Annotated in this window: 22 protein-coding genes; 14 read left to right on the top strand and 8 right to left on the bottom strand. The window is 36.1% G+C overall.

What is annotated here, in order from left to right; translation table 11 throughout:
* Positions 1-17: 17 nt before the first annotated feature.
* Together recX and B5P40_RS24770 are read left to right on the top strand one after the other, a co-directional pair.
* Entirely contained in the window at positions 18-830 is an 813-nt protein-coding gene (gene recX, locus B5P40_RS24765; RefSeq protein WP_002029629.1) for a recombination regulator RecX, read from the top strand.
* Positions 831-839: 9 nt separating this feature from the next.
* Positions 840-1,157 (top strand): YfhH family protein, encoded by a 318-nt coding sequence (locus B5P40_RS24770; RefSeq protein ID WP_002010323.1) that lies wholly within the window; start codon positions 840-842, stop codon positions 1,155-1,157.
* A gap of 62 nt (positions 1,158-1,219) precedes the next feature.
* Here B5P40_RS24770 and B5P40_RS24775 read toward each other — a convergent pair whose 3' ends face one another.
* Positions 1,220-1,372, bottom strand: coding sequence for a YpzG family protein (locus B5P40_RS24775; protein ID WP_002010325.1), 153 nt, complete (start codon positions 1,370-1,372; stop codon positions 1,220-1,222).
* 32 nt (positions 1,373-1,404) lie between these two features.
* Positions 1,405-1,563 carry a small, acid-soluble spore protein K gene (locus B5P40_RS24780; RefSeq protein ID WP_002010326.1) on the bottom strand — a complete coding sequence of 53 codons (159 nt, stop codon included), beginning with the start codon at positions 1,561-1,563 and terminating at the stop codon, positions 1,405-1,407.
* Positions 1,564-1,685: 122 nt separating this feature from the next.
* Here B5P40_RS24780 and B5P40_RS24785 point away from each other — a divergent pair, with 122 nt between their 5' ends.
* Positions 1,686-1,952, top strand: coding sequence for a YfhJ family protein (locus B5P40_RS24785; protein WP_002010328.1), 267 nt, complete (start codon positions 1,686-1,688; stop codon positions 1,950-1,952).
* A 24-nt stretch (positions 1,953-1,976) separates the two neighbouring features.
* Here B5P40_RS24785 and B5P40_RS24790 read toward each other — a convergent pair whose 3' ends face one another.
* Positions 1,977-2,957 (bottom strand): metal-dependent hydrolase, encoded by a 981-nt coding sequence (locus tag B5P40_RS24790; protein ID WP_002029634.1) that lies wholly within the window; start codon positions 2,955-2,957, stop codon positions 1,977-1,979.
* A gap of 149 nt (positions 2,958-3,106) precedes the next feature.
* Here B5P40_RS24790 and mutY point away from each other — a divergent pair, with 149 nt between their 5' ends.
* Entirely contained in the window at positions 3,107-4,204 is a 1,098-nt protein-coding gene (mutY, locus tag B5P40_RS24795; protein WP_113710094.1) for an A/G-specific adenine glycosylase, read from the top strand.
* A gap of 239 nt (positions 4,205-4,443) precedes the next feature.
* Here mutY and B5P40_RS32950 read toward each other — a convergent pair whose 3' ends face one another.
* On the bottom strand, positions 4,444-4,620 hold the full coding sequence (locus tag B5P40_RS32950; protein WP_002091123.1) for a hypothetical protein: 177 nt from the start codon (positions 4,618-4,620) through the stop codon (positions 4,444-4,446).
* A gap of 125 nt (positions 4,621-4,745) precedes the next feature.
* On the opposite strand from B5P40_RS32950, the gene B5P40_RS24800 reads away from it, so the two are divergent.
* The 4 genes from B5P40_RS24800 (at position 4,746) to B5P40_RS24815 (ending at position 8,135) form a co-directional block, all read left to right on the top strand.
* On the top strand, positions 4,746-5,027 hold the full coding sequence (locus B5P40_RS24800) for a gamma-type small acid-soluble spore protein (protein ID WP_002125062.1): 282 nt from the start codon (positions 4,746-4,748) through the stop codon (positions 5,025-5,027).
* A 188-nt stretch (positions 5,028-5,215) separates the two neighbouring features.
* A complete protein-coding gene (locus B5P40_RS24805; protein ID WP_002010338.1) occupies positions 5,216-5,470 on the top strand; it encodes a YgaB family protein in 255 nt (84 codons plus the stop codon).
* 319 nt (positions 5,471-5,789) lie between these two features.
* Positions 5,790-6,320, top strand: a complete 531-nt coding sequence (ntdP, locus tag B5P40_RS24810) for a nucleoside tri-diphosphate phosphatase (protein WP_000506630.1) — start codon at positions 5,790-5,792, stop codon at positions 6,318-6,320.
* Positions 6,321-6,374: 54 nt separating this feature from the next.
* On the top strand, positions 6,375-8,135 hold the full coding sequence (locus tag B5P40_RS24815) for an ABC transporter ATP-binding protein (protein WP_113710095.1): 1,761 nt from the start codon (positions 6,375-6,377) through the stop codon (positions 8,133-8,135).
* 13 nt (positions 8,136-8,148) lie between these two features.
* Here the strand turns inward: B5P40_RS24815 and B5P40_RS24820 are convergent, their stop codons facing one another.
* From B5P40_RS24820 to hemL, 3 genes are all read right to left on the bottom strand, one after another.
* The gene (locus B5P40_RS24820) at positions 8,149-9,237 is read right to left on the bottom strand and encodes an aromatic acid exporter family protein (protein WP_002063696.1); all 1,089 of its coding nucleotides are present in this window, start codon (positions 9,235-9,237) and stop codon (positions 8,149-8,151) included.
* A 269-nt stretch (positions 9,238-9,506) separates the two neighbouring features.
* Positions 9,507-13,943 (bottom strand): glutamate synthase-related protein, encoded by a 4,437-nt coding sequence (locus tag B5P40_RS24830; protein WP_113710096.1) that lies wholly within the window; start codon positions 13,941-13,943, stop codon positions 9,507-9,509.
* A 203-nt stretch (positions 13,944-14,146) separates the two neighbouring features.
* Positions 14,147-15,445, bottom strand: coding sequence for a glutamate-1-semialdehyde-2,1-aminomutase (hemL, locus tag B5P40_RS24835; protein WP_113710097.1), 1,299 nt, complete (start codon positions 15,443-15,445; stop codon positions 14,147-14,149).
* A gap of 127 nt (positions 15,446-15,572) precedes the next feature.
* Between hemL and B5P40_RS24840 the strand changes: the two genes are divergently transcribed.
* The 6 genes from B5P40_RS24840 (at position 15,573) to perR (ending at position 19,867) form a co-directional block, all read left to right on the top strand.
* Entirely contained in the window at positions 15,573-16,586 is a 1,014-nt protein-coding gene (locus B5P40_RS24840) for an ABC transporter ATP-binding protein (RefSeq protein ID WP_002010347.1), read from the top strand.
* Positions 16,579-17,370, top strand: coding sequence for an ABC transporter permease (locus B5P40_RS24845; RefSeq protein ID WP_000521522.1), 792 nt, complete (start codon positions 16,579-16,581; stop codon positions 17,368-17,370). Before B5P40_RS24840 ends, B5P40_RS24845 begins: the two co-directional genes overlap by 8 nt.
* A 4-nt stretch (positions 17,371-17,374) precedes the next feature.
* On the top strand, positions 17,375-18,160 hold the full coding sequence (locus B5P40_RS24850; protein ID WP_002091114.1) for an ABC transporter permease: 786 nt from the start codon (positions 17,375-17,377) through the stop codon (positions 18,158-18,160).
* Between the two features lie 72 nt (positions 18,161-18,232).
* Positions 18,233-18,637 (top strand): potassium channel family protein, encoded by a 405-nt coding sequence (locus B5P40_RS24855; protein WP_002091112.1) that lies wholly within the window; start codon positions 18,233-18,235, stop codon positions 18,635-18,637.
* Positions 18,638-18,681: 44 nt separating this feature from the next.
* Entirely contained in the window at positions 18,682-19,137 is a 456-nt protein-coding gene (gene bcp, locus B5P40_RS24860) for a thioredoxin-dependent thiol peroxidase (protein WP_078176020.1), read from the top strand.
* 301 nt (positions 19,138-19,438) lie between these two features.
* Positions 19,439-19,867 carry a peroxide-responsive transcriptional repressor PerR gene (perR, locus tag B5P40_RS24865; RefSeq protein ID WP_000237831.1) on the top strand — a complete coding sequence of 143 codons (429 nt, stop codon included), beginning with the start codon at positions 19,439-19,441 and terminating at the stop codon, positions 19,865-19,867.
* A gap of 201 nt (positions 19,868-20,068) precedes the next feature.
* Here the strand turns inward: perR and B5P40_RS24870 are convergent, their stop codons facing one another.
* A complete protein-coding gene (locus B5P40_RS24870; protein WP_002125074.1) occupies positions 20,069-20,425 on the bottom strand; it encodes a YgzB family protein in 357 nt (118 codons plus the stop codon).
* Positions 20,426-20,844 lie beyond the last annotated feature (419 nt).

Below are 20,844 nucleotides of genomic sequence, written 5' to 3' on the forward strand. Positions count from 1 at the left end.
AATAGAGAGGTGAGAGTATGACTGTCATTACAAAAATAGAAGTGCAAAAACGATCGAAAGAACGATTTAATATTTATATTGATAAAGGTCAAGGCGAAGAGTACGGGTTTAGTGTGAATCAATCAATCTTAATGAAACATGGGTTACAAAAAGGCTTAGAAATTGATGAAGTAGCGTTAGGGAATATTTTGTACAATGAAGAGGTACAAAAAGCATATTTACAAGCGATTTCCTATTTATCCTATCAAATGAGAACAAAACAAGAAATAGAAGATTTCTTACGAAAAAAAGAAGTGGGACAGGCCATCATCTCTGAAGTCGTTTCGAAATTATTACATGATCGATATATTAATGATAAAGAGTACGCTATTTCATACGTGCGAACGCAAAGTAATGTGAATCAAAAAGGTCCAACTGTTATTAGGAGAGGGCTATTAAGTAAAGGTGTTCAGGATTTAATCATTACACATAGTTTACAAGAGTATCCAAAGGAGAAGCAAATGGAGAATGCTTTGTTCCTTATAGAAAAGAAGAAAAAATCTTATCAAAAGCATTCATTTTTACAAATGAAGCTAAAGTTAGATGAAATGCTTGTTCGTAAAGGATATTCTAGAGATGTGATTCAAATTTGCTTGGAAGAATTGAAAGACGAAAAAGATGACGAACAGCAACAAGAAGCGTTACACTATCATGGGAATAAATATTATGAGAAATATAAGAAGTATGATGGTTGGACATTCGAAAATAAGGTGAAGCAAGCGTTATATCGAAAAGGATTCTCTATTGATGAGATAGATATATTTTTACAAATGAAACGTGAAGAGGGATGAGGAAATAAGATGGGTACGCCAAAACGCTACAGTGAAATGACACCACATGAGCTAAGGGAAGAAATTGGGGTTTTGAAGGAGCAAGCAGTAAAGGCTGAGCAACTTGGAATTGTAAATGAATTCGATGTATTAATGAGAAAAATGGCTATGGCTCGTGCTTATATGATAGATATAAATAAATTCCATATTGGTGAGACATATGAATTAGTAGAAGAACCTGGTGTGGTATTTAAAATTACGTATTTCAATGGGGTATTTGCTTGGGGATATAAGCAACATGATAATGAAGAGATTGGAATACCAATTTCCTTGCTACAAGAAAAATAAAAACCAGAGAGCGAATCTCTCTGGTTTTCATCTTTGGTAGGCGTTAAAGGAGATAGGAGATTCTAAAATTGGCGTTTTTTACATTCGTTTGCCAGTATAATGAGAGACTGGGTTTGTTGCGTCTGTCCGTTAACTTGCGCCTTCGCATGTTTTGGACGAGTCCACGTATGGTTAAATAATTCAGAACGACGATCTAAATGGTCACGGTAGCTCATCTTTATCACCTCGTGTAGGAATTTAATTTGTACTACTCTTCCTGCTGATTTGCAGCACGCATACGCTCTTGTGGGTGCGTGTTAATTGTGCCGTTAGGTCGTTTCGAAGCGAAGCGTGATTTCGCTTTCGGTTGACCGTCGATTTTGCTGTTGTTTTTTGACTCAGACCAAAATTCGGCTTGTCTACCCATTAAGAACGCCCCCTCATTATCAGTCGATACCCCTTTAAGAAGTATCACTTATAGAATGTGCAAAATAGAAGAAACTATCCTTTAGAAATTAAGGGAATAAATAGGTAAAAGGAGAATAGAACATGAATGATATTTATGAAACATTAACGAAAGAATTATTAGATAAAAATGACAACCTTTCTTACGCACAAGCTCGTGCATGGGTTGAATTATTGTGGGAAGACTTCCGAACAACTTATGCTAAATCAGGTCGTTACCAAGGTGAGGAAATGACTGAACAAGTGGTACGAACATGGGTTAATAATCATGGAGGGCGCCTTCATGAAATGCGTACAAATAATCCGAAGTATAGCCATTTAATCAATCAAGAAGATCATTTGAAACATTAAAAAAAGCGACGTAGGTCGCTTTTTTTAATGTGGAAGCAATTCCAGTTTCTTTCGAAGTTTCTCTTCGCTGAAAATCCATCCTGTATATGAACTAATAATATTTAAATTTTGATCGAGCTGAACGATTGCGACGAATGGATAATAATCTTTACTTCGATACCGCAAATCAATAAATCGAACTTCATAATAGTTATCATAATCGAAAATATCCCAGCGATATACAGGCGAGAAAGATAAGAAAGCAGATATATTTTCATCTCGCACAGCGGCTTGCATAATGGCGGTATTCGGGAACAGTACGCGATCGAATTTATCGTATACAAGGATGTTACCGCGGTGCCATCTTGCGACGTAGTAATGTTCAGTTGTAACGACGGCTAAATGATAATGATAAAATTTGTAAGAAGGAGAAATAATTACTTTCTCTACATTTTTGAAACGTTTGTATACTACACTTTTAATATTTCGATGCATCATAATGCGGCCGATATAGTAAACAAACATTAATATATACGCTGCTAAAGCAGTATAGCCTTTATGTGCTCCGACAAGCATACAGGCGATAGCAAGTATATGGATAAAGAAAATGACAGTATCAAACGTATTAATTATGCCGAGCGCTACCCATTTTTTTGTGAAGGGCCTTAATGCCTGTGTACCATAGGCATTGAAAATATCCACAAAGACATGAAGAAAGACGGCAATAAATGACCAAAGTAGTAGATGCAGATAGGGAGCGTCTGAAAAGAAGGCGAAAGAGATGCCACTTATAAGGAGTGACCAAAGGATCACTGCAGGGATGGAATGAGTAATCCCGCGATGATTTCTTATATATTTAGCGTTATTACGCAATTTTAAAACTGTATCGATGTCAGGAATATTGGAACCGGCAATTGTTGCAAGCATCACTGCTTGTGGCCCAATATCACTTTGTGCTATAGCTGGATCTAATGTTGCCAAACTGCCTAGAGTAACGCCCATAACAAGGTGAGTGGCTGTGTCCATAGAAATCCACCTCCGTTTTTTATTAATGTAACTCTTTTTATTCGATACCTCAAGTCCTTTGCCTTCTATTTCCTATGTCATCTTACTTAAATTTTTTCCTAAAATCTTTATAATAGTACGTATATGCAAAAAAATGAGGGGGATCAAGTTTGACACTTGAAATATTAAATGAGTTTAACATAGAACAGTTTCAAAATGATTTAATTGGTTGGTTTGAAAAAGAACAACGTGATTTACCGTGGCGAAAAAATAAAGATCCATACCGTGTTTGGGTTTCAGAAATTATGTTACAGCAAACAAGGGTAGAGGCTGTAAAACCATATTACGCAAATTTTATGGGGAAGTTTCCTACGCTTGAAGCGCTAGCAACTGCCGATGATGAAGAAGTATTAAAAGCATGGGAAGGCTTAGGTTATTATTCTAGAGCACGAAATTTACATGCTGCAGTAAAAGAGGTAAAAGAAGTATACGGCGGGACAGTACCGAGCGATGTAAAGAAAATTGAAAAATTAAAAGGAGTGGGACCATATACAAAAGGTGCCATTTTAAGTATTGCATATGGCATACCAGAGCCAGCGGTTGATGGAAATGTTATGCGCGTATTATCTCGTATTTTATCAGTGTGGGATGATATTGCAAAACCGAAAACGAGAAAAGTTTTTGAAGAGATTGTGCGTGAAATTATTTCTATAGAAAATCCATCTTATTTTAACCAAGGTTTGATGGAATTAGGGGCATTAATTTGTATACCGAAAAATCCATCTTGTTTACTTTGTCCTGTACGTGAACATTGCAGAGGGTATGCTGAAGGTGTTCAAAAAGAACTACCAGTGAAGAGTAAAGCGAAAGCACCTACAATGGTACCGCTCGTTGCGGGAGTACTTCAAACTGAAGATGGCCGTTACGTAATTAATAAACGCCAAAGTACGGGATTACTGGCTAATATGTGGGAGTTCCCGAATATTGAACTAAGTGAAGGTATTCGTAATCAAAAACAACAGCTTACGGATTATATGAAGGAGAGCTTTGATCTCTCTGTTTCTATTGATGAATACGCGATGAATGTACAACATACTTTTACACATCGTACTTGGGATATCTTCATATTTTACGGAAAAGTAACAGGTAATATTGTCGAAACGGATACATTAAAGTTTGTATCGAAAGAAGCGTTTGAACAGTTACCTTTCTCGAAATCACATCGTACAATTTACGAAAAGTGTGTTGAGAAAATTACAATGCAGTAAAGTGAAACTTTAATCAGTGGGGGTTTTCTTCATCCCCCACTGATTATTAGCCCTCACCAATCGGGCTTTTATGGGCAGCCCGACCCCAACCTAACTTCTTTGCTTTCGCTGCATTTTGAGGTGGGGTCTTACTGCCCGGCAAATAGCGGGATAAATAATAAAAACGTGTTCCAGAACTTTGGAACACGTTTTTTTATATTGAAAATAAATTTGTATTTTGAGGTTGAAAATCCACGCGTTTATAATCCGCCCCGTGACTCGATTTCTTTCACAACTTCTTTATAAATCGTTTGTCCCTCTACATTTAGATAAGGCATAATTTGCTGAAATGAATGATGAAAATAAGCTAATTCATCCTCTTTCCATTCATTTTTGGAAATCATAGTTAGCTCAGTCATATCACGTCCAGTATACATATTCCCACCTCCATCATATGTAGTTTGAATGAGTGATAAGAGATATATACGTGAATTTTTAAAAAGAAAATTAGGGATAACTTCTAAGTGAATTGGTTACATTATTGATTGTGGAGGTGAGAAAGATGAGTAAAAAACAACAAGGTTATAATAAGGCAACTTCTGGTGCTAGCATTCAAAGTACAAATGCTAGCTATGGTACAGAGTTTGCAACTGAAACGAATGTACAAGCAGTAAAACAAGCGAACGCACAATCAGAGGCACAGAAAGCACAAGCTTCTGCTGCTCAAAGTGCAAATGCTAGTTATGGTACAGAGTTTGCAACTGAAACAGATGTGCATGCAGTGAAAAAACAAAATGCACAATCAGCTGCAAAACAATCACAATCTTCTAGTTCAAACGAGTAATGAAAGAAAAACACTTCTCCAATTCGAGAGAAGTGTTTTCTTTGTGTGCGTGTCACTGTAATGAAAATAAAGGGAACGACATAACTTCTAATAAGTCAACAAATATAGTCAAAGGAGAAAGAAGTTCACGATTAGAAAATATGTAATAGGAATTATAACTGGCGAATGAATCAAAAAGGGGGTAAGTGATGAACGATTTTGATAAGTTGGTAGGAGAGCAGTTGGAAACGATGGATGAGCTTTTAAAGTTACAATCACATTTAGAGAAGTATCAGCAAATTGAAATGAGTGGAAGGGATACGTGCGATAAAAAAGAATTGCATTTTATCCGTCAAGAAATATACAGAACAGAAATAGCATTAAAACTTTTGCATGAAAAATTTGAACAGCAAACGAATAATGTGATTCAATCTTTTGAAACCGAAAAAATAATTTCAAATTAAGGGTGAGATATGTTGTTGATTTTAGGTGAAAAGTCCTTTCTTAAACAGAGGTGAGGGGGCTTTTCTTTTTGTTATATCTTCGTTTAATCTTCTAAAATACGTATTGCTAATTCATAGGAAATGTTCCTTCGTTAAAAGGGTTAGTGATGTGGTATTCAATAATACAAACTTCATTATATTCCTCATGAAAACAAGTGTCCTATCGCTTTAGTTTTAAAATTTTGACAAAAAAGTTATAATAGAAAAAAAGTGAATGCAGTTCAAGGGGTAGTTAAGACAACTTAAGAAAAGCATTTGCGGTTGAAAGAAGGGAGCATATATGGGATTTCCCAAAGAAGGAGAAAAGGTACAAATACATAGTTATAAACATAATGGCTCCATTCATAGAATGTGGGAAGAGACAACAATTTTAAAAGGGACGCAGAGCCTTGTGATCGGAGCAAATGATCGTACAGTAGTTACGGAATCAGATGGTCGAACATGGGTTACTCGCGAACCTGCGATTTGTTACTTCCATGCTAATTATTGGTTTAATGTAATTGGAATGCTGAGAGAAGAAGGAGTATATTATTATTGTAATTTAAGTTCTCCTTTTGCATATGACTCTGAGGCATTAAAGTATATTGATTACGATTTAGATATTAAAGTGTATCCGGATATGACATATACACTTTTAGATGAAGATGAGTATGAGAAGCATAGTCAAATCATGCAGTATCCACCTGTTATTGATACAATTTTAAAACGAAATGTAGCACATTTAACACAGTGGATTCATCAAAGAAAAGGTCCATTCGCACCGGATTTCGTAGATATGTGGTACGAAAGATATTTAATGTACAGAAATTAAAACAAACCTGCAGGGAATTTCCCGGCAGGTTTGTCCTATTAGAGGGGGGATTATGTGCAAGGTATAAAAAGATATTTACAATTTGTTAAACCATATCGATGGCTTATTGCTATTACAATTATTATTGGTCTTGTGAAGTTCGGTATCCCGCTTATTATGCCATGGTTATTAAAGTATATTATTGATGATGTTATTCAAGGCACGGGATCGCTTCAAGAAAAAACGTCTCAATTAATAACCGCAATTGGGATTGCTTTTTTTATTTTTGCAGTAGTAAGACCGCCGATAGAATATTATCGTCAATATTTCGCGCAGCGCATTGCCAATACAATACTATACGATTTACGAAAATACATTTTTGGGCACTTGCAAAAATTGAGCTTACGTTATTATTCGAACACAAAAACAGGGGAGCTTATTTCACGTGTAATCCATGATGTAGAACAAACGAAGGACTTTGTAATTACTGGTCTTATGAATGTCTGGTTAGATACTGCAACAATTGTTATTGCCATTATCGTTATGTTTTCTATGAATATAAAATTAACCTTTGTTGCTTTATTAATCTTACCTATTTATGTAGTTGCAGTGAAATATTTTTTCGGGCGCCTTCGAAAATTGACGAAAGAGCGCTCGCAAGCGTTAGCAACTATGCAAGGGTATTTACATGAACGTATTCAAGGGATGCAAGTGACACGTAGTTTTGCATTAGAAGAGTATGAAAGAGGACAGTTTGAAAAGAGAAATAATGAATTTTTAACGAAAGCACTAACTCATACGAGTTGGACAGCGAGAACGTTTTCGGTAGTGAATACGTTAACGGATTTAGGGCCGTTACTTGTTATTGGTTTTGCGGCATATGAGGTAATTCAAGGGTCGTTAACACTGGGTACGATGGTTGCTTTTGTTGGATATATGGATAGTTTATATAGTCCGCTTCGTCGCCTTGTTAATTCATCTACAACATTAACACAGTCTTTCGCCTCGATGGATCGAGTGTTTGAATTGTTGGATGAAAAATACGATATTGTTAATGTGCCAAATGCGGTGCAAACGAAAAGGCTAGATGGGGAAGTTATATTTGATAATGTTTCTTTTCGTTATAATGCGGATGAAAAAGAAATATTGCATAATCTGTCATTAACTATGCGCCCGGGAGAGAAGGTTGCGCTTGTAGGGGCAAGCGGAGGAGGAAAGTCATCTCTTGCTAGTTTAATTCCGCGTTTTTACGATGTTTCTGAAGGTGCAGTTTATATAGACGGGGTAGATGTAAGAAAGTATAATATGAAAAATTTACGTAGTCATATTGGAATTGTGCTACAAGATAATTTATTATTTAGCGATACAATCGGGGCTAATATTTTATATGGCAATCCGAAAGCTACAGAGGCGGAAGTGATTTCAGCTGCCAAAGCTGCACAAATTCATAATTTTATTACAGAGTTGCCAGAGGGCTATGATACTGTCGTTGGGGAACGTGGTGTGAAATTATCTGGTGGACAAAGACAGCGTGTAGCAATCGCACGGGTTTTTCTAAAGAATCCGTCTTTACTTATATTAGATGAAGCAACTTCCGCTTTAGATTTAGAAAATGAACGATATATTCAAGAGGCACTGCAAACGTTAGCTGCAGATCGGACAACAATTATTATTGCACATCGATTAGCGACGATTACGCATGTTGATACAATTATTTATGTTGAAGATGGTGTAATAAAAGAAAAGGGTTCTCATGAAGAGTTAATGAAAAAGAGGGGATTTTATTACAATCTATATCAACTTCAGCATATAACAGAAACAGCTCCTTTAGCGTAAAAGGAGCTGTTTTTTATTCGTCTTCTTTTTTATCTTCGATTTGGAGTTCGCTTTCTGGTTTATGGTATGTGTAGAAGCTATCCACAAGTAAATCTAAATGCTCTACTTCCTCACTGTAGTTAATAATTGAAGAAATAAGAGGGAAGAGGTGTAACCATATTTTATATGCTTCCTCATCGTCCTTATTTTGATAATCCATAAAGATATCAATCAATTCTTGTTTACCGGTTTCAACTTCATCAAGCATCTCAACGGATTGTTGTTTCTTTGCTTTACCAATAAATTTTAATAACACTTGTTCGTGATAATGCGTTAATGAATCAAGTTCGTTTTGAATAGATTCCTGAAACTCTTCTGGCATATAGCGCAGTTCATTTTCGGTGCGATGTAATGATTTTAACGTGCTTAAAGCGCGGCTTGTTGTCGCTAACATTTGTCTGAATAAAACGAGCTTACGAATTTTCGCGAATTGTATTTTTTTCGTATAGCTTCTTTCTTCTTTATACAGCAAATAGTAATGATTTAGTTTTATCATTTTTTCTTTCATGCGATCAATATCGGTTTTTAGCGTTGTAAAATCAGAAGCTTGCCTACTGTTCATACGAATCCATTTAACAATTTCCTCTGTATTATCAACGATGCGATGGTAAAGTTTTGTTTCATATTTTGGCGGCATAAATACTAAATTTACAAGCGAAGCCGCAATAATTCCAATCATAATCGTCGCGAATCGAAGTAAGGCAAAATTAAAGAAATCTTCGCCTTGATACTCCATAATGGCGATAACTGTTACTAAAGCGAGTGATATTGTTTTTTCTAAGCGTAATTGTAAAGTAAGAGCAATTACTAATATACACGTTAATCCAATAATAAAAGGATTATGTCCAAAAGCAGTAGCAAATACGATAGCGAATACAGCACCAATTACGTTTGCTTGAATTTGCTCAAGAGCAGTTAAATACGAGCGGTATACAGACGGTTGAACAGCAAAGATAGCTGAGATTCCCGCAAATACAGGACTCGGTAATTGAAGTAAAATACAAGCAAATAAAGCTAATGTAATGGCAATACCCGTTTTTAAAATGCGAGCACCAAGTTTCATACCCTTATTGATATCCTTTCTCTTGTCATAATGAATGTACAACATGATACTATACATTCATTACAATATGTTAGCAAGTGATATTTTAGTGACGTTAAAAAGTTTAATAAATAAATTCCAATCAATTTATAATTTCTCCAAATTCTCTTTAAACATCTATTCTTTAATAAAAAAACCTGCTGAATTTCAGCAGGTTTCAAATTGTTATTCTAGATTACTATGCGATGCTCGCTTCGTCAATTTTTTTATGAAAATAAATATTGTACATATCATTCAGTTGAAATAGATGGATCCGCCTGTTCTTTTTTCGGGATAATTTCATAGAAGTGAAGCTGGATATCATCTAATAATGGTGTTAACAAAGCGACTTCTTCATATTGTTCGTGCTCATTTAATACACGAATGTAGTCTAATAATAATTCATTCACATCTTGCAAACCATTTTTACTAATTGGCTGCAATGTTACATTTGCACCTTTAGCAATTCTGCTTTTTAAAGCGTGTTCTGTTAAACCTAAGTTTGGCTCATGATGTAAATAAACAACACCACCAGTCATGCCGGCACAAATCCATGGACCAGGATCTCCTAAAACAAGAGCGCGACCATTTGTCATATATTCAAAAGCAAATCCTTTTATATTAGAATATACTCCGATATTTCCGTGTTCTTTTTCGCGGAGTGGTTTTGTAATTCTGCCTCCAATTATCATATCTGCTCCAGAAAGGCGAATGCCAGCACGAGCATCAGCGTTACCTTGCACGTATAATGCACCTTTTTGAGCGCCGTATCCAAATCCTTTTCCGACAGAACCGTTATAATATGTTCCATCTGTTCCTTTTGCTTTCGTTATATAAATGCCACCGCCAAATGAAGTTTTTCCAATTCCATCTTGCGCGCCACCATTTACGTGTATAAATAAGTTCTCGCTATTGTACGCGCCTAATCCGTTTCCGGGAACAGATCCGTTTGTATACTTTAATGTAAGTGGTTCAAGATGAGTGTTTTCATATAATTTGCTACGAATACGATAACAGGATTCTAGACCGCCCATTACGCGTTGCTCTACGCCGACGCTTACTAATTCTTTTGACTGGAGAGAATTTGTTGTTTCAAATTGTTTTTCTTGTACAGATGCCGTTATTTTCACAGATGAATCTTCTATCGTTTGTATTAAATTACGTAAGTCTAATAAGTCCTTGCCTCGAGTTTGTTCTAATAAATCCGATCGTCCGATAATATCTTGTAAGTTTGTGTAACCGAGCTGCCCTGTTAAACGTTTCAATTCTGTACCGAAAGTAGTGAATAGGCTTAATAGCCCTGTAACTGCGCTTTCTAATTCACGTGGAACGAAACGGCGCAGTCCATGTTCTTTCGCTTGAGCTTCAGATTCAATTTGTGTTGCAATTCCGACGTGGCACGTATCAAGATGACAACCACGGCAAGTTGTACAGCCAATTGCAATCATTGATAATGTGCCAAATCCGATCCGGTTTGCTCCGAGGAGCATGATTTTTAAGGCGTCATTTACACTTCGAATACCGCCATCTGCCCAAATCTCTACTTTATGTCTCATATTTGCTTCTAGTAACGCATTGTGAGCAGCTTTAACACCAATCTCTACAGGAAGACCAACATGTTGCAATGCGTGAATACGCGCAGCACCTGTTCCGCCATCAAATCCACTAATGTTAATAAAGTCAGCGCCAGCTTTTGCGATACCGACAGCAATTGTTCCGATGTTAGGAACGACAGGAACTTTTACAGCTACTTTTGCAAGATGATTAGCCGTTTTAATTTCTGTAATCATTTGAGCCAAGTCTTCAATTGAATAAATATCATGGTTGTTAGAAGGTGAAATTAAATCCGAACCAATTGTAGCATTACGTGCTTCCGCAATTTTAGCAGTCACTTTTGAACCAGGCAAATGTCCACCTTCACCAGGCTTTGCTCCTTGACCTATTTTAATTTCAATTAAATTTGATGAATTTAGTAGTTCAGCGTTTACTCCAAATCGGCCAGATGCAACTTGTTGTCCGCGTGTATGTGGGTACTTACCAATCATATCTTTAATTTCGCCGCCTTCACCGTTCAAACTAATCATATTTAGCTGATCGGCAGCTTCTGCATACGCGCGAAAGGCAATTTCATTTTGAGAACCAAATGACATAGAACTAATAATAAATGGTAAATCATGATTGTGAATGCCGATGGACACTTCTTCAGTCGGAACTACATGCTGTGCTTGTTTTGTTTGAACAAGGTGCCTGATTGCGATGGGAGTGTTTTCTTCTAATTCACTTAACTTGTCGCGGTAATCATCATAAGAGTTTCCTTTTGCAACATCACCAATTGCTTTCCAAATCCGCGGGAATATATGAAATGATTTTCGCATTCTAACTTTTGGATTGTTAAAATCCTCAGCTCGAATTTTTGCATCTTCAGCAAGTGATTCAAGTGAAAAAGCTAAATTATTTGAACCGCAGAAGTTTGTAATTTGTAATATATTTGTGATTTCCTCATGTAATCCAATAGAGGAGAAGAGGCGACCGTAACCGCGTAATTCATGAATTCCAATCGTTGAAATTACTTTCTCTAGTCCTTTATTAAGTGCGGTATACAAATTAGTAATTGGTACTTTTGTTTCATCATTTACCGTTGCGAACAATAAATATGGATTAATACTATCTGCCCCTAATCCGTATAGCGTGACGATATCGTGTAAGGAGCGAAGGGCACCGGAACGTATAACGAGAGAGCATTTCCGGCGTAATTTATTTTCAGTTAATGCTTGATGTACTTTAGCAGTAACTAAATGTGGGTCAATCCATAACAGTTCATTTTGATGAGATTTAGCGTCATCTAATAATAGTAGGGAAGCACCATTTTTAACGGCTGCTATCGCTTCGGAACTAATTCGATTTAATGCGATTTGTAGAGTTTCTGATGGACTAAATGTAACAGAAATTGTAGAGACAGAGCTATGAGTAATGAATAGCTGTATAAGTTGTTCGTACGTAATCGTGTGTAAGTCTGCCGCGATAGATTGAGCTAAATTCCCTTCTAAAATAATGGGTGAAAGCATCTCGATTACAAATGGTTGTTTAGAGTTATCTAATAAACCCGGACGCTCTCCGAGTACAGTACGTGTGGAGAAGTGTTCAACTTCGCGATCGCGATCGATTGCTGGATTTGTAACAACGGCTACACTTTCCTTAATGAAATCAGCAATATTTCGTCTATCTGTATCAAGTGCGGCAAGTGGTGAGTCATGCCCAAGTGACCGAATTGGTTCGACGCCTTTTGTCGCCATTTGTTCAAGGAGCTGAATATGTTCTCGATCCCAGCCGAAAGCGACGTATTGATTCGTTTCAACTTGAACCGAATCACATAATCCCTCAGTTTCTTTCGTTTCAGGGATAGATAAGTTTACATGATAATTGGTAACATCGATTCGTTTCTTAAAACGGTTATATACTTCAATTTGATAATTGTCGTATTCATAGAGAACGAGCTCATCTTGTTGATTCCATTTTAAGCCAACTTTTTCTCCAGGAGCGAGTGGTTTCGGCTCTGCTACATATTCAGTTGGTGATACAACGCCAGGTTCAGAAGAGAAAATATAGGAGCTCTCTGTCTCTACTTTCCAAACTGGGCGTAATCCAAGGGAATCGACACTGAAAACAGCTTCATCTTTATAACGTGAAATAATACCAGCTGGACCTTGTGCGAAATGCCCCCAAGCCTCACGTATATAAGTGTATAAGTTTTGTAAGTTTGTTTCGTAAAGTTTTATTTCATTAATAATTGGTGGAAATAATATATCCATTGCTTCAAATAAACTGTAGTTATACTGAACGAGAAGGGTTTCTAAGGTGCGGTTTAAATCTTGGGAATCACTGCCCCCGGCAGTAAGTGGTACATTAATCATTTCAGCTTGATCGCGTAATTTTGCAATCGTGTTAATTTCGCCATTATGCCCGAGAATGCTAAATGGTTGTACACGAAAAAAATTAGATAACGTATTAGTAGAATAGCGATTATGTCCTAGTGTCATAGTTGAAGCGATAAGTGGGTGTTGTAAATCATTGTAATAAGCAACGAGTGTATCGCCAGCACCGAGAACTTTATATACAACATGTTCATGACTTAATGAGGCAACATGAATTGCTTCATTTTCTTCGATTTTTATTGTTACAGAAAATAATGTTTGTTCAATATTTTTAACTTCACTTTCGGCGATAAGGGCAATTTGCCAAAATAAAGGTTCTTCTTGTTTACCAAGAGGACCGAGTGCATCTGAGTTTATTACATCATCATTTTCGAGAGCAATTGTAAAGCTTTCATTGTTTAGTTGCGTGCGAATGTAATCTTTTAACTCAGCAATGTTTTCTTTTTTGTTTAGAAAAAAATGTCCAACGATAAAGTGGGGATGATCCACAATCGTTGGATTATATCCGCTACTTTTCAGTTTTTCATTCCAAAGTGCTTTTGGCATGTCGATATGAATTCCGATACCATCTCCTTCGCCATTAATGAAACCAGCTCTATGATTCATTTTGACTAGCGATTGTATACAAAGATCGATGTTTTCTTTTGTAGGAATTCTTCGTTTTTCCATAACGGAAACGATTCCACACGCATCGTGTTCTGCATTTTTATAATTCCGAAATAAAGACGGTGTCCATTTATTTTTTTTGTTGAGCATCCGTCAATCCCCCCTCTGGAAAATGAATTTTGAATAATCTTACTATTTAAGGCGTGAACTGCCTTGTATACATGGATAGTAAGGATATAAAAGAATATAAAACAGATAATTATGAATAATTATACTATTAATGAGGGATTTATGAAATAGAAAAAAGGAAAAAAGAAAGATGGGCTTTCTTTTTTCCTTTTGTAATGAAGAGATTATTTATTGTTCGCTAGGGTAGAAAATGCTCTGCCAACAGCTTCAATTGTATATTCAATATCTTCTTTTGTATGTTCTGTCGTTAAGAACCATGCTTCATATTTAGAAGGTGCTAAATTAATACCTTCTTGAAGCATCAGCTTGAAGAATCTACCGAACATTTCACCATCTGTATTTTTGGCTGCATCGTAATCTTCAATTGTATTTGTTGTGAAGTATACAGTTAATGCACCCTTTAGACGGTTTACTGTAATATCGATGTTATGTTTTGTAGCTTGATCTAAAATTCCTTTTTCAAGCATTGCGCCAAGTGCATCTAATTTCTCGTATACGCCTTTTTGTTGAAGTACTTCTAGACAGGCAATCCCTGATGCCATAGAAGCAGGGTTCCCAGCCATTGTACCAGCTTGGTATGCAGGGCCGAGCGGTGCAACTTGTTCCATAATTTCTTTCTTACCACCGTAAGCACCAATTGGAAGTCCGCCGCCGATAACTTTACCAAGTGCTGTTAAATCTGGGGTTACGCCAAGTAAGTCTTGAGCGCCGCCATACATAAAGCGGAAAGCAGTAATAACTTCATCATAAATTACTAGTGCACCAGCTTCGTGAACAAGTTCGTTAACTTTTTCAAGGAAGCCAGGTTTTGGCTCAACAATACCGAAGTTTCCAACGATTGGCTCTACAAGGATAGCTGCTACTTCATGTCCCCATTTATCTAACGCTTCTTTTAAAGTTTCTACATTATTAAATGGAACAGTAATAACTTCTTGAGCGATACTTTGTGGCACACCCGCTGAATCAGGAATTCCAAGAGTAGAAGGACCCGAGCCAGCTGCTACAAGTACTAAATCGGAATGACCGTGGTAACAACCAGCGAATTTCATAATTTTTGTGCGGCCAGTGTAAGCACGAGCAACACGAATGGTTGTCATAACGGATTCTGTACCAGAGTTCACGAAGCGGACTTTATCTAAAGCGGGCATTGCTTCTTTTAACATTTTTGCGAATTTTACTTCTAATGCTGTTGGAGTACCGTATAGTACGCCGTTTTCAGCCGCTGTTTTAATTGCTTCTGTCACGTGTGGGTGAGCATGTCCAGTAATAATAGGGCCATACGCTGCTAAATAATCGATATATTTATTTCCATCTACATCCCAGAAATAAGCACCTTTTCCGCGTTCCATTGCAACAGGAGAACCGCCTCCAACTGCTTTAAAAGAACGGGAAGGACTATTAACACCACCAACGATATGTTCTAAAGCTTCTTTATGTAACGCTTCTGATTTTGTGAAATTCACTACAATTCATCTCCTTACAAAAATCTATGTATTATTCTAACATGTTTTTTGAAAAGACGTATTGTTTGTGATAGAAGGAGCAGTTGGGTAAACTATTCGTTGTGACATTTAGGAAGGGGGTCCGATTATGAAATCGGTAATTGAGGTACAAGGGTTACGTAAAGAGTTTACAGCTTATTCAAGTCGTCCGGGATTAAAGGGTGCATTTCGCGATTTATTAAATCGTAATTATAAAATAGTACCAGCAGTAAATGATGTTTCTTTTACTGTAAAGCAAGGTGAAATGGTTGGTTATATTGGTGAGAATGGTGCTGGTAAATCAACGACGATTAAAATGCTTACAGGGATTTTGACTCCGACATCAGGACAAATTACAGTGAATGGAATGAATCCACACAAACAGAGAGAAGAATTTGTAAGAACAATCGGCGTTGTGTTTGGTCAGCGTTCCCAGCTTTGGTGGGATATTGCTGTACAAGAATCATTTCGTTTATTGAAGAAAGTGTACGGTGTATCAGACGCTCAGTATAAGGAACATATGGAACATGTTATTGAAACGTTAGATATCGGTCCTTTGTTAGATAAACCGGTACGGAAATTATCTCTTGGTCAAAGAATGCGTTGTGAATTGGCAGCGGCGTTAATTCATAATCCGCCGTTATTATTTTTAGATGAGCCAACAATTGGACTAGATGTTCTTGTGAAATTGAAAATACGAGAATTTTTAAAAGAGATGAATGAACGTTATAAAACAACAATTTTATTAACGACACATGATATTACTGATATTGAAGCTTTATGTGAACGCGTCATCATGCTTGATGAAGGGAATATTATGTATGACGGATCTTTAGATAATCTTCGTACGCAGTGGGGAGTAGAGAAGGAAATACATTTTCAGTTTGTTGCCCCAGTTTCATACCAGGAGTTATCAATGGTTATGCCAGATAGCCATGTTGTTTGGTTAAAAGCGAAAGAAGAAAACGCATGGGTTGCAAAAATACCGAATGAAGAAGTTATCATTTCTATGTTGATTTCTAAAGTAGTACAAGCCTTTCAAATTAAAGATTTGAAAATTAACGAAGTGTCTACAGAGGAAATTATTCGTAACATTTATGAAGAAGGTATTATGCATGGGTAAGTATATTGAAATGATTCGGATTCGCTTTTTAATGATGCTTGCTTATCGTACAAATTATTACAGCGGGATTTTAATTTATACGATTAACATTGGTGCGTATTATTTTTTATGGCAAGCAATTTATAGCGGGAAAGAGAATATTGAAAGTTTATCTATTTCACAAATGACTACGTATATTGCGATCGCATGGATGGCACGCGCTTTTTATTTCAATAATATAGATAGAGAAATTGCGATGGAAATTCAAGAAGGACGTGTGGCGGTAGAGCTAATTCGTCCGTACAACTATTTAGGTATGAAAGTTATGCAAGGGCTTGGAGAAGGGATATTTCGTTTCGCTTTCTTTTCGATTCCGGGCATGGTTATTGTTACGTTATTATTTTCATTACAAATTACAACGAATTTTCAAACGTGGTTATATTTCTTCCTATCTTTAATATTTAGTTTTATCATTAATACACAAATAAATTTAATGACAGGAATGCTTACATTCTTCTTATTTAATAATAGTGGAATTATGTATGCGAAACGTGTTGTTATCGATTTATTTTCTGGTTTATTATTACCGATTAGTTTTTATCCGTTATGGGCCCAAAAAGCAATGGTGTTTTTACCGTTTCAAGCAATTAGTTATATTCCAAGTATGATTTTCTCTGAAGGTATACAAGGAAGTAAGTTATATGAAGCTTTATTATTTCAAGTGATTTGGGCAATTATACTTATTATTCCAATTGTACTGATGTGGAAAACGGCGAGAAAACGTCTAATCGTACAAGGGGGATGATGAGATGATATATATAAAATTATTTTTGCAATATGCAAGTCAATATATAAAAACAAAATTGGAGTATCGTGGCGATTTTATCGTCGGATTACTTTCAGATTTATCACTACAAGCTGTTAATTTAATCTTCATTCTCGTTGTGTTTGGACATACCCAAGCACTAAAAGGGTGGAGCCGAGAAGAAGTAATCTTTATTTATGGTTTCTTTTTAGTACCGTTTGCCATTTTTTCAGCTTTCTTTAATATATGGGATTTTAATGATCGTTACATTATTAAAGGAGAAATGGATCGTATATTAACGAGACCGATTCATAGTTTATTTCAAATTATATTAGAAAGAATGGAACTTGAATCTTTAATTGGAGCCATTACGGGGATTATTGTGATGGGTTATGCAGCAATGGAGCTGCAATTATCTTTTTACTGGTATGATTTCTTCTTATTCCTACTTATGGTAGGGGGAGGGGCACTTGTGTACGGCGGGATATTTGTTACGCTTGCAAGTCTTGGCTTTTGGTCGGATGCGAAAAGTTCCATTATGCCGCTTATGTATAACATAGGGAATTATGGACGCTATCCTGTTGATATTTATAACCGTGTTATTGGCTTTGTTTTAACGTTTGTTTTACCGTTTGCATTTGTTGGGGTATATCCAGCAGCATACTTTTTAAGAAAAACAGAGTGGAATAGCTATGCTTTCGCAACGCCAATTGTCGGTGTTATCTGTTTTACTATTGCAATTACCCTCTGGAATCAAGGGGTTAAACGATATCGTGGTGCGGGGAATTAATTATAGAAGCTTGTTCGTTTCTAAGGGATAAATCAGCTATAGTCCTCATACATATAAAATGAGGTGGAGGACATGTTATGGGGATTTATTCTATTAATTGCGGCAATCGCTATTTTGAGAAGTGTCCAATTATTATGGAGTTCATATTCAAATTCCAATCGTTTCTTTTCGCTGTACAATTTAGCTACGTTGTTTTTAATTTATACAACGGTACTGATTGCGTTTGGATTAAGCTATGTTGTGCTAGAGGAAATGGGTTTTGCGGTTTTAAAAGAAGATGGGGATAGGCTAAGTGCTCATTCCTTTCAACTCGTTGAAATATGTTTATATTTTAGCGCGGTTACTTTATTGTCCGTTGGATATGGTGATATAGCTCCGATTGGAATCGGAAGATGGATTGCAATTGGAGAAGCACTAATTGGATATACATTACCGTTTGCTTTTGTGGTAAGGACTGTAATGGACAATGAAAAATAAGGTAGCATTTGTTATAGTAATAGAAAAGAAAAGGAGTGATAACAATGATCACAGTAGGAGAAATAGCACCGGAATTCACATTAGAGGGAAGTACCGGAGAACAAATTCGCTTAGCTGACTTCCGAGGTAAAAATGTAGTTTTATATTTTTACCCGAAAGATATGACTCCAGGGTGTACAACCGAAGCATGTGATTTTCGTGATGCATATGGATTATTTCAAGAGAAGGATACGGTTATACTTGGTGTAAGTCCAGATTCAGCAAATAGACATATGAAATTCATTGAGAAGCATGAGCTTCCATTTGTACTTTTAGTAGACGAAGATCATAAAGTAGCAGAATTGTACGATGTTTGGAAGTTGAAAAAGAACTTTGGAAAAGAGTACATGGGAATTGAGCGTTCTACATTCCTTATTAATAAAGACGGTGAGCTTGTAAATGAGTGGCGTAAAGTGAAAGTGAAAGGGCATATTGAGGATGTTCTTTCTTATATAAAATAAATCTATATTAATGAGGAGAAAAAATACATATGTAAGGCATGCGTCTATACATATTTTCTTGCGATACATAAAGTGAAAGTGTAGGGCATACCTCCTCAGATGATAGTATTCCAAGTGCGATTATGTCGCACTTTTTTCTATGTAAATGTATAGGGAATGGGGGAAGATACATAAGAATAAGGCTATATACGAAAATAAACCACATACTTATAGTAGAAATATTGACGATTTATAAGAAAAGGAGTACACTCTTTATAAGAATTATAAAATAATAATCCGTATAGAATCGGGGTGCATGACGGTGGTCAAAGAAGAATTAAAAGAAGCGCTAGAAATGCTGAAAAATACGGGTGTACGCATTACTCCACAGCGTCATGCTATTTTAGAGTACCTTGTGGAATCTATGACGCACCCAACAGCGGATGACATTTATAAAGCATTAGAAGGTAAGTTTCCGAATATGAGTGTTGCAACTGTCTATAATAACTTACGTGTGTTTAAAGAAGTTGGACTTGTAAAGGAATTAACTTATGGGGATGCTTCAAGTAGATTTGATTATGTTACAAGTCAACATTATCATGTGATTTGCGAAAAATGTGGTAAGATTGTTGATTTTCCTTATGGAGGATTGGAACAGCTTGAAGAGGAAGCTGCAAAAACGACAGGCTTCGTTATTAATAGTCATCGCTTAGAAATTTATGGCGTTTGTCCAGAGTGTCATAAGGCGTAATATATAATAAAGAAAGAGGCTGACGGCTATACGTCGACCTCTTTCTTTATTATATATGGGAATCGTGTTAGACTCATGAGGATTTAAAATGTTAAGTGAAGAATCAAATTTAATAAGAACAAATACAAGAGGTGATTTCTTAGTTAAGAAATCACCTTTTTAATGAGATGAAACTTCTTTAGTTTTGTAAGCTCCATATACCTATGATTTATAACTCTTCTTATTATATTTCTCATCAAATTCTTTTCCTTCTAGATTTCGATCAAGTGTTAAAGGTTGATTGCAATGCATACATGCGTCGACACGACCGAGCATTTTTGTTGGTTTATCGCAGCTTGGACAAATAATTTGTATCGTTTTTGTAGATAACATACCAATCCAAAAGTAAACAACAGTGCTAGCGATGACAGCTAAAAAACCAACCATCATAAAGGTTGTCATAATAATGATGTTTTCGCGAAAAAAGACACCTAAGTATGCAATGAAGAGGCCGATAAATACTAAACTCAATGCAAAGGTTCGGATTTTATTAATTTTGTTCGAATATTTAATACCCATTCCCACCACACTCCTATAAAAATAATATAACACACAATTTAGAATATTTTATGAAAACGAAGGTGATGATTAAATTTATCACTTATTAAAGAACAGTAGTGTTTTCTTTTAAGATGCAATACAGAAAGAGATTAGGTGGAAGGAGCATGTCTATAAAAGAGGAGTAGTAATTTTTTTCTATAGTTAATTTAGTTTTTTAACGGGATGTGAAATTTTTTCAGAAAAAGTATTGACCCTATATATACTGCGTGATATATTAATAAACGTCGCTGATGCGGAAACGCAGTAAACGACAAAAAAGAAATTTGGAAAACTTAGTTGACATCGAAAAACGAAGATGTTAACATAAGGAAGTCGCAATTGAGCGGCGAAGTAGTTCTTTGAAAACTGAACGAAACAAACAACGTGAACGTCAATTT

This window comes from Bacillus sp. SRB_8, assembly GCF_003264205.1.
Taxonomy (GTDB): Bacteria; Bacillota; Bacilli; order Bacillales; family Bacillaceae_G; genus Bacillus_A; species Bacillus_A mycoides.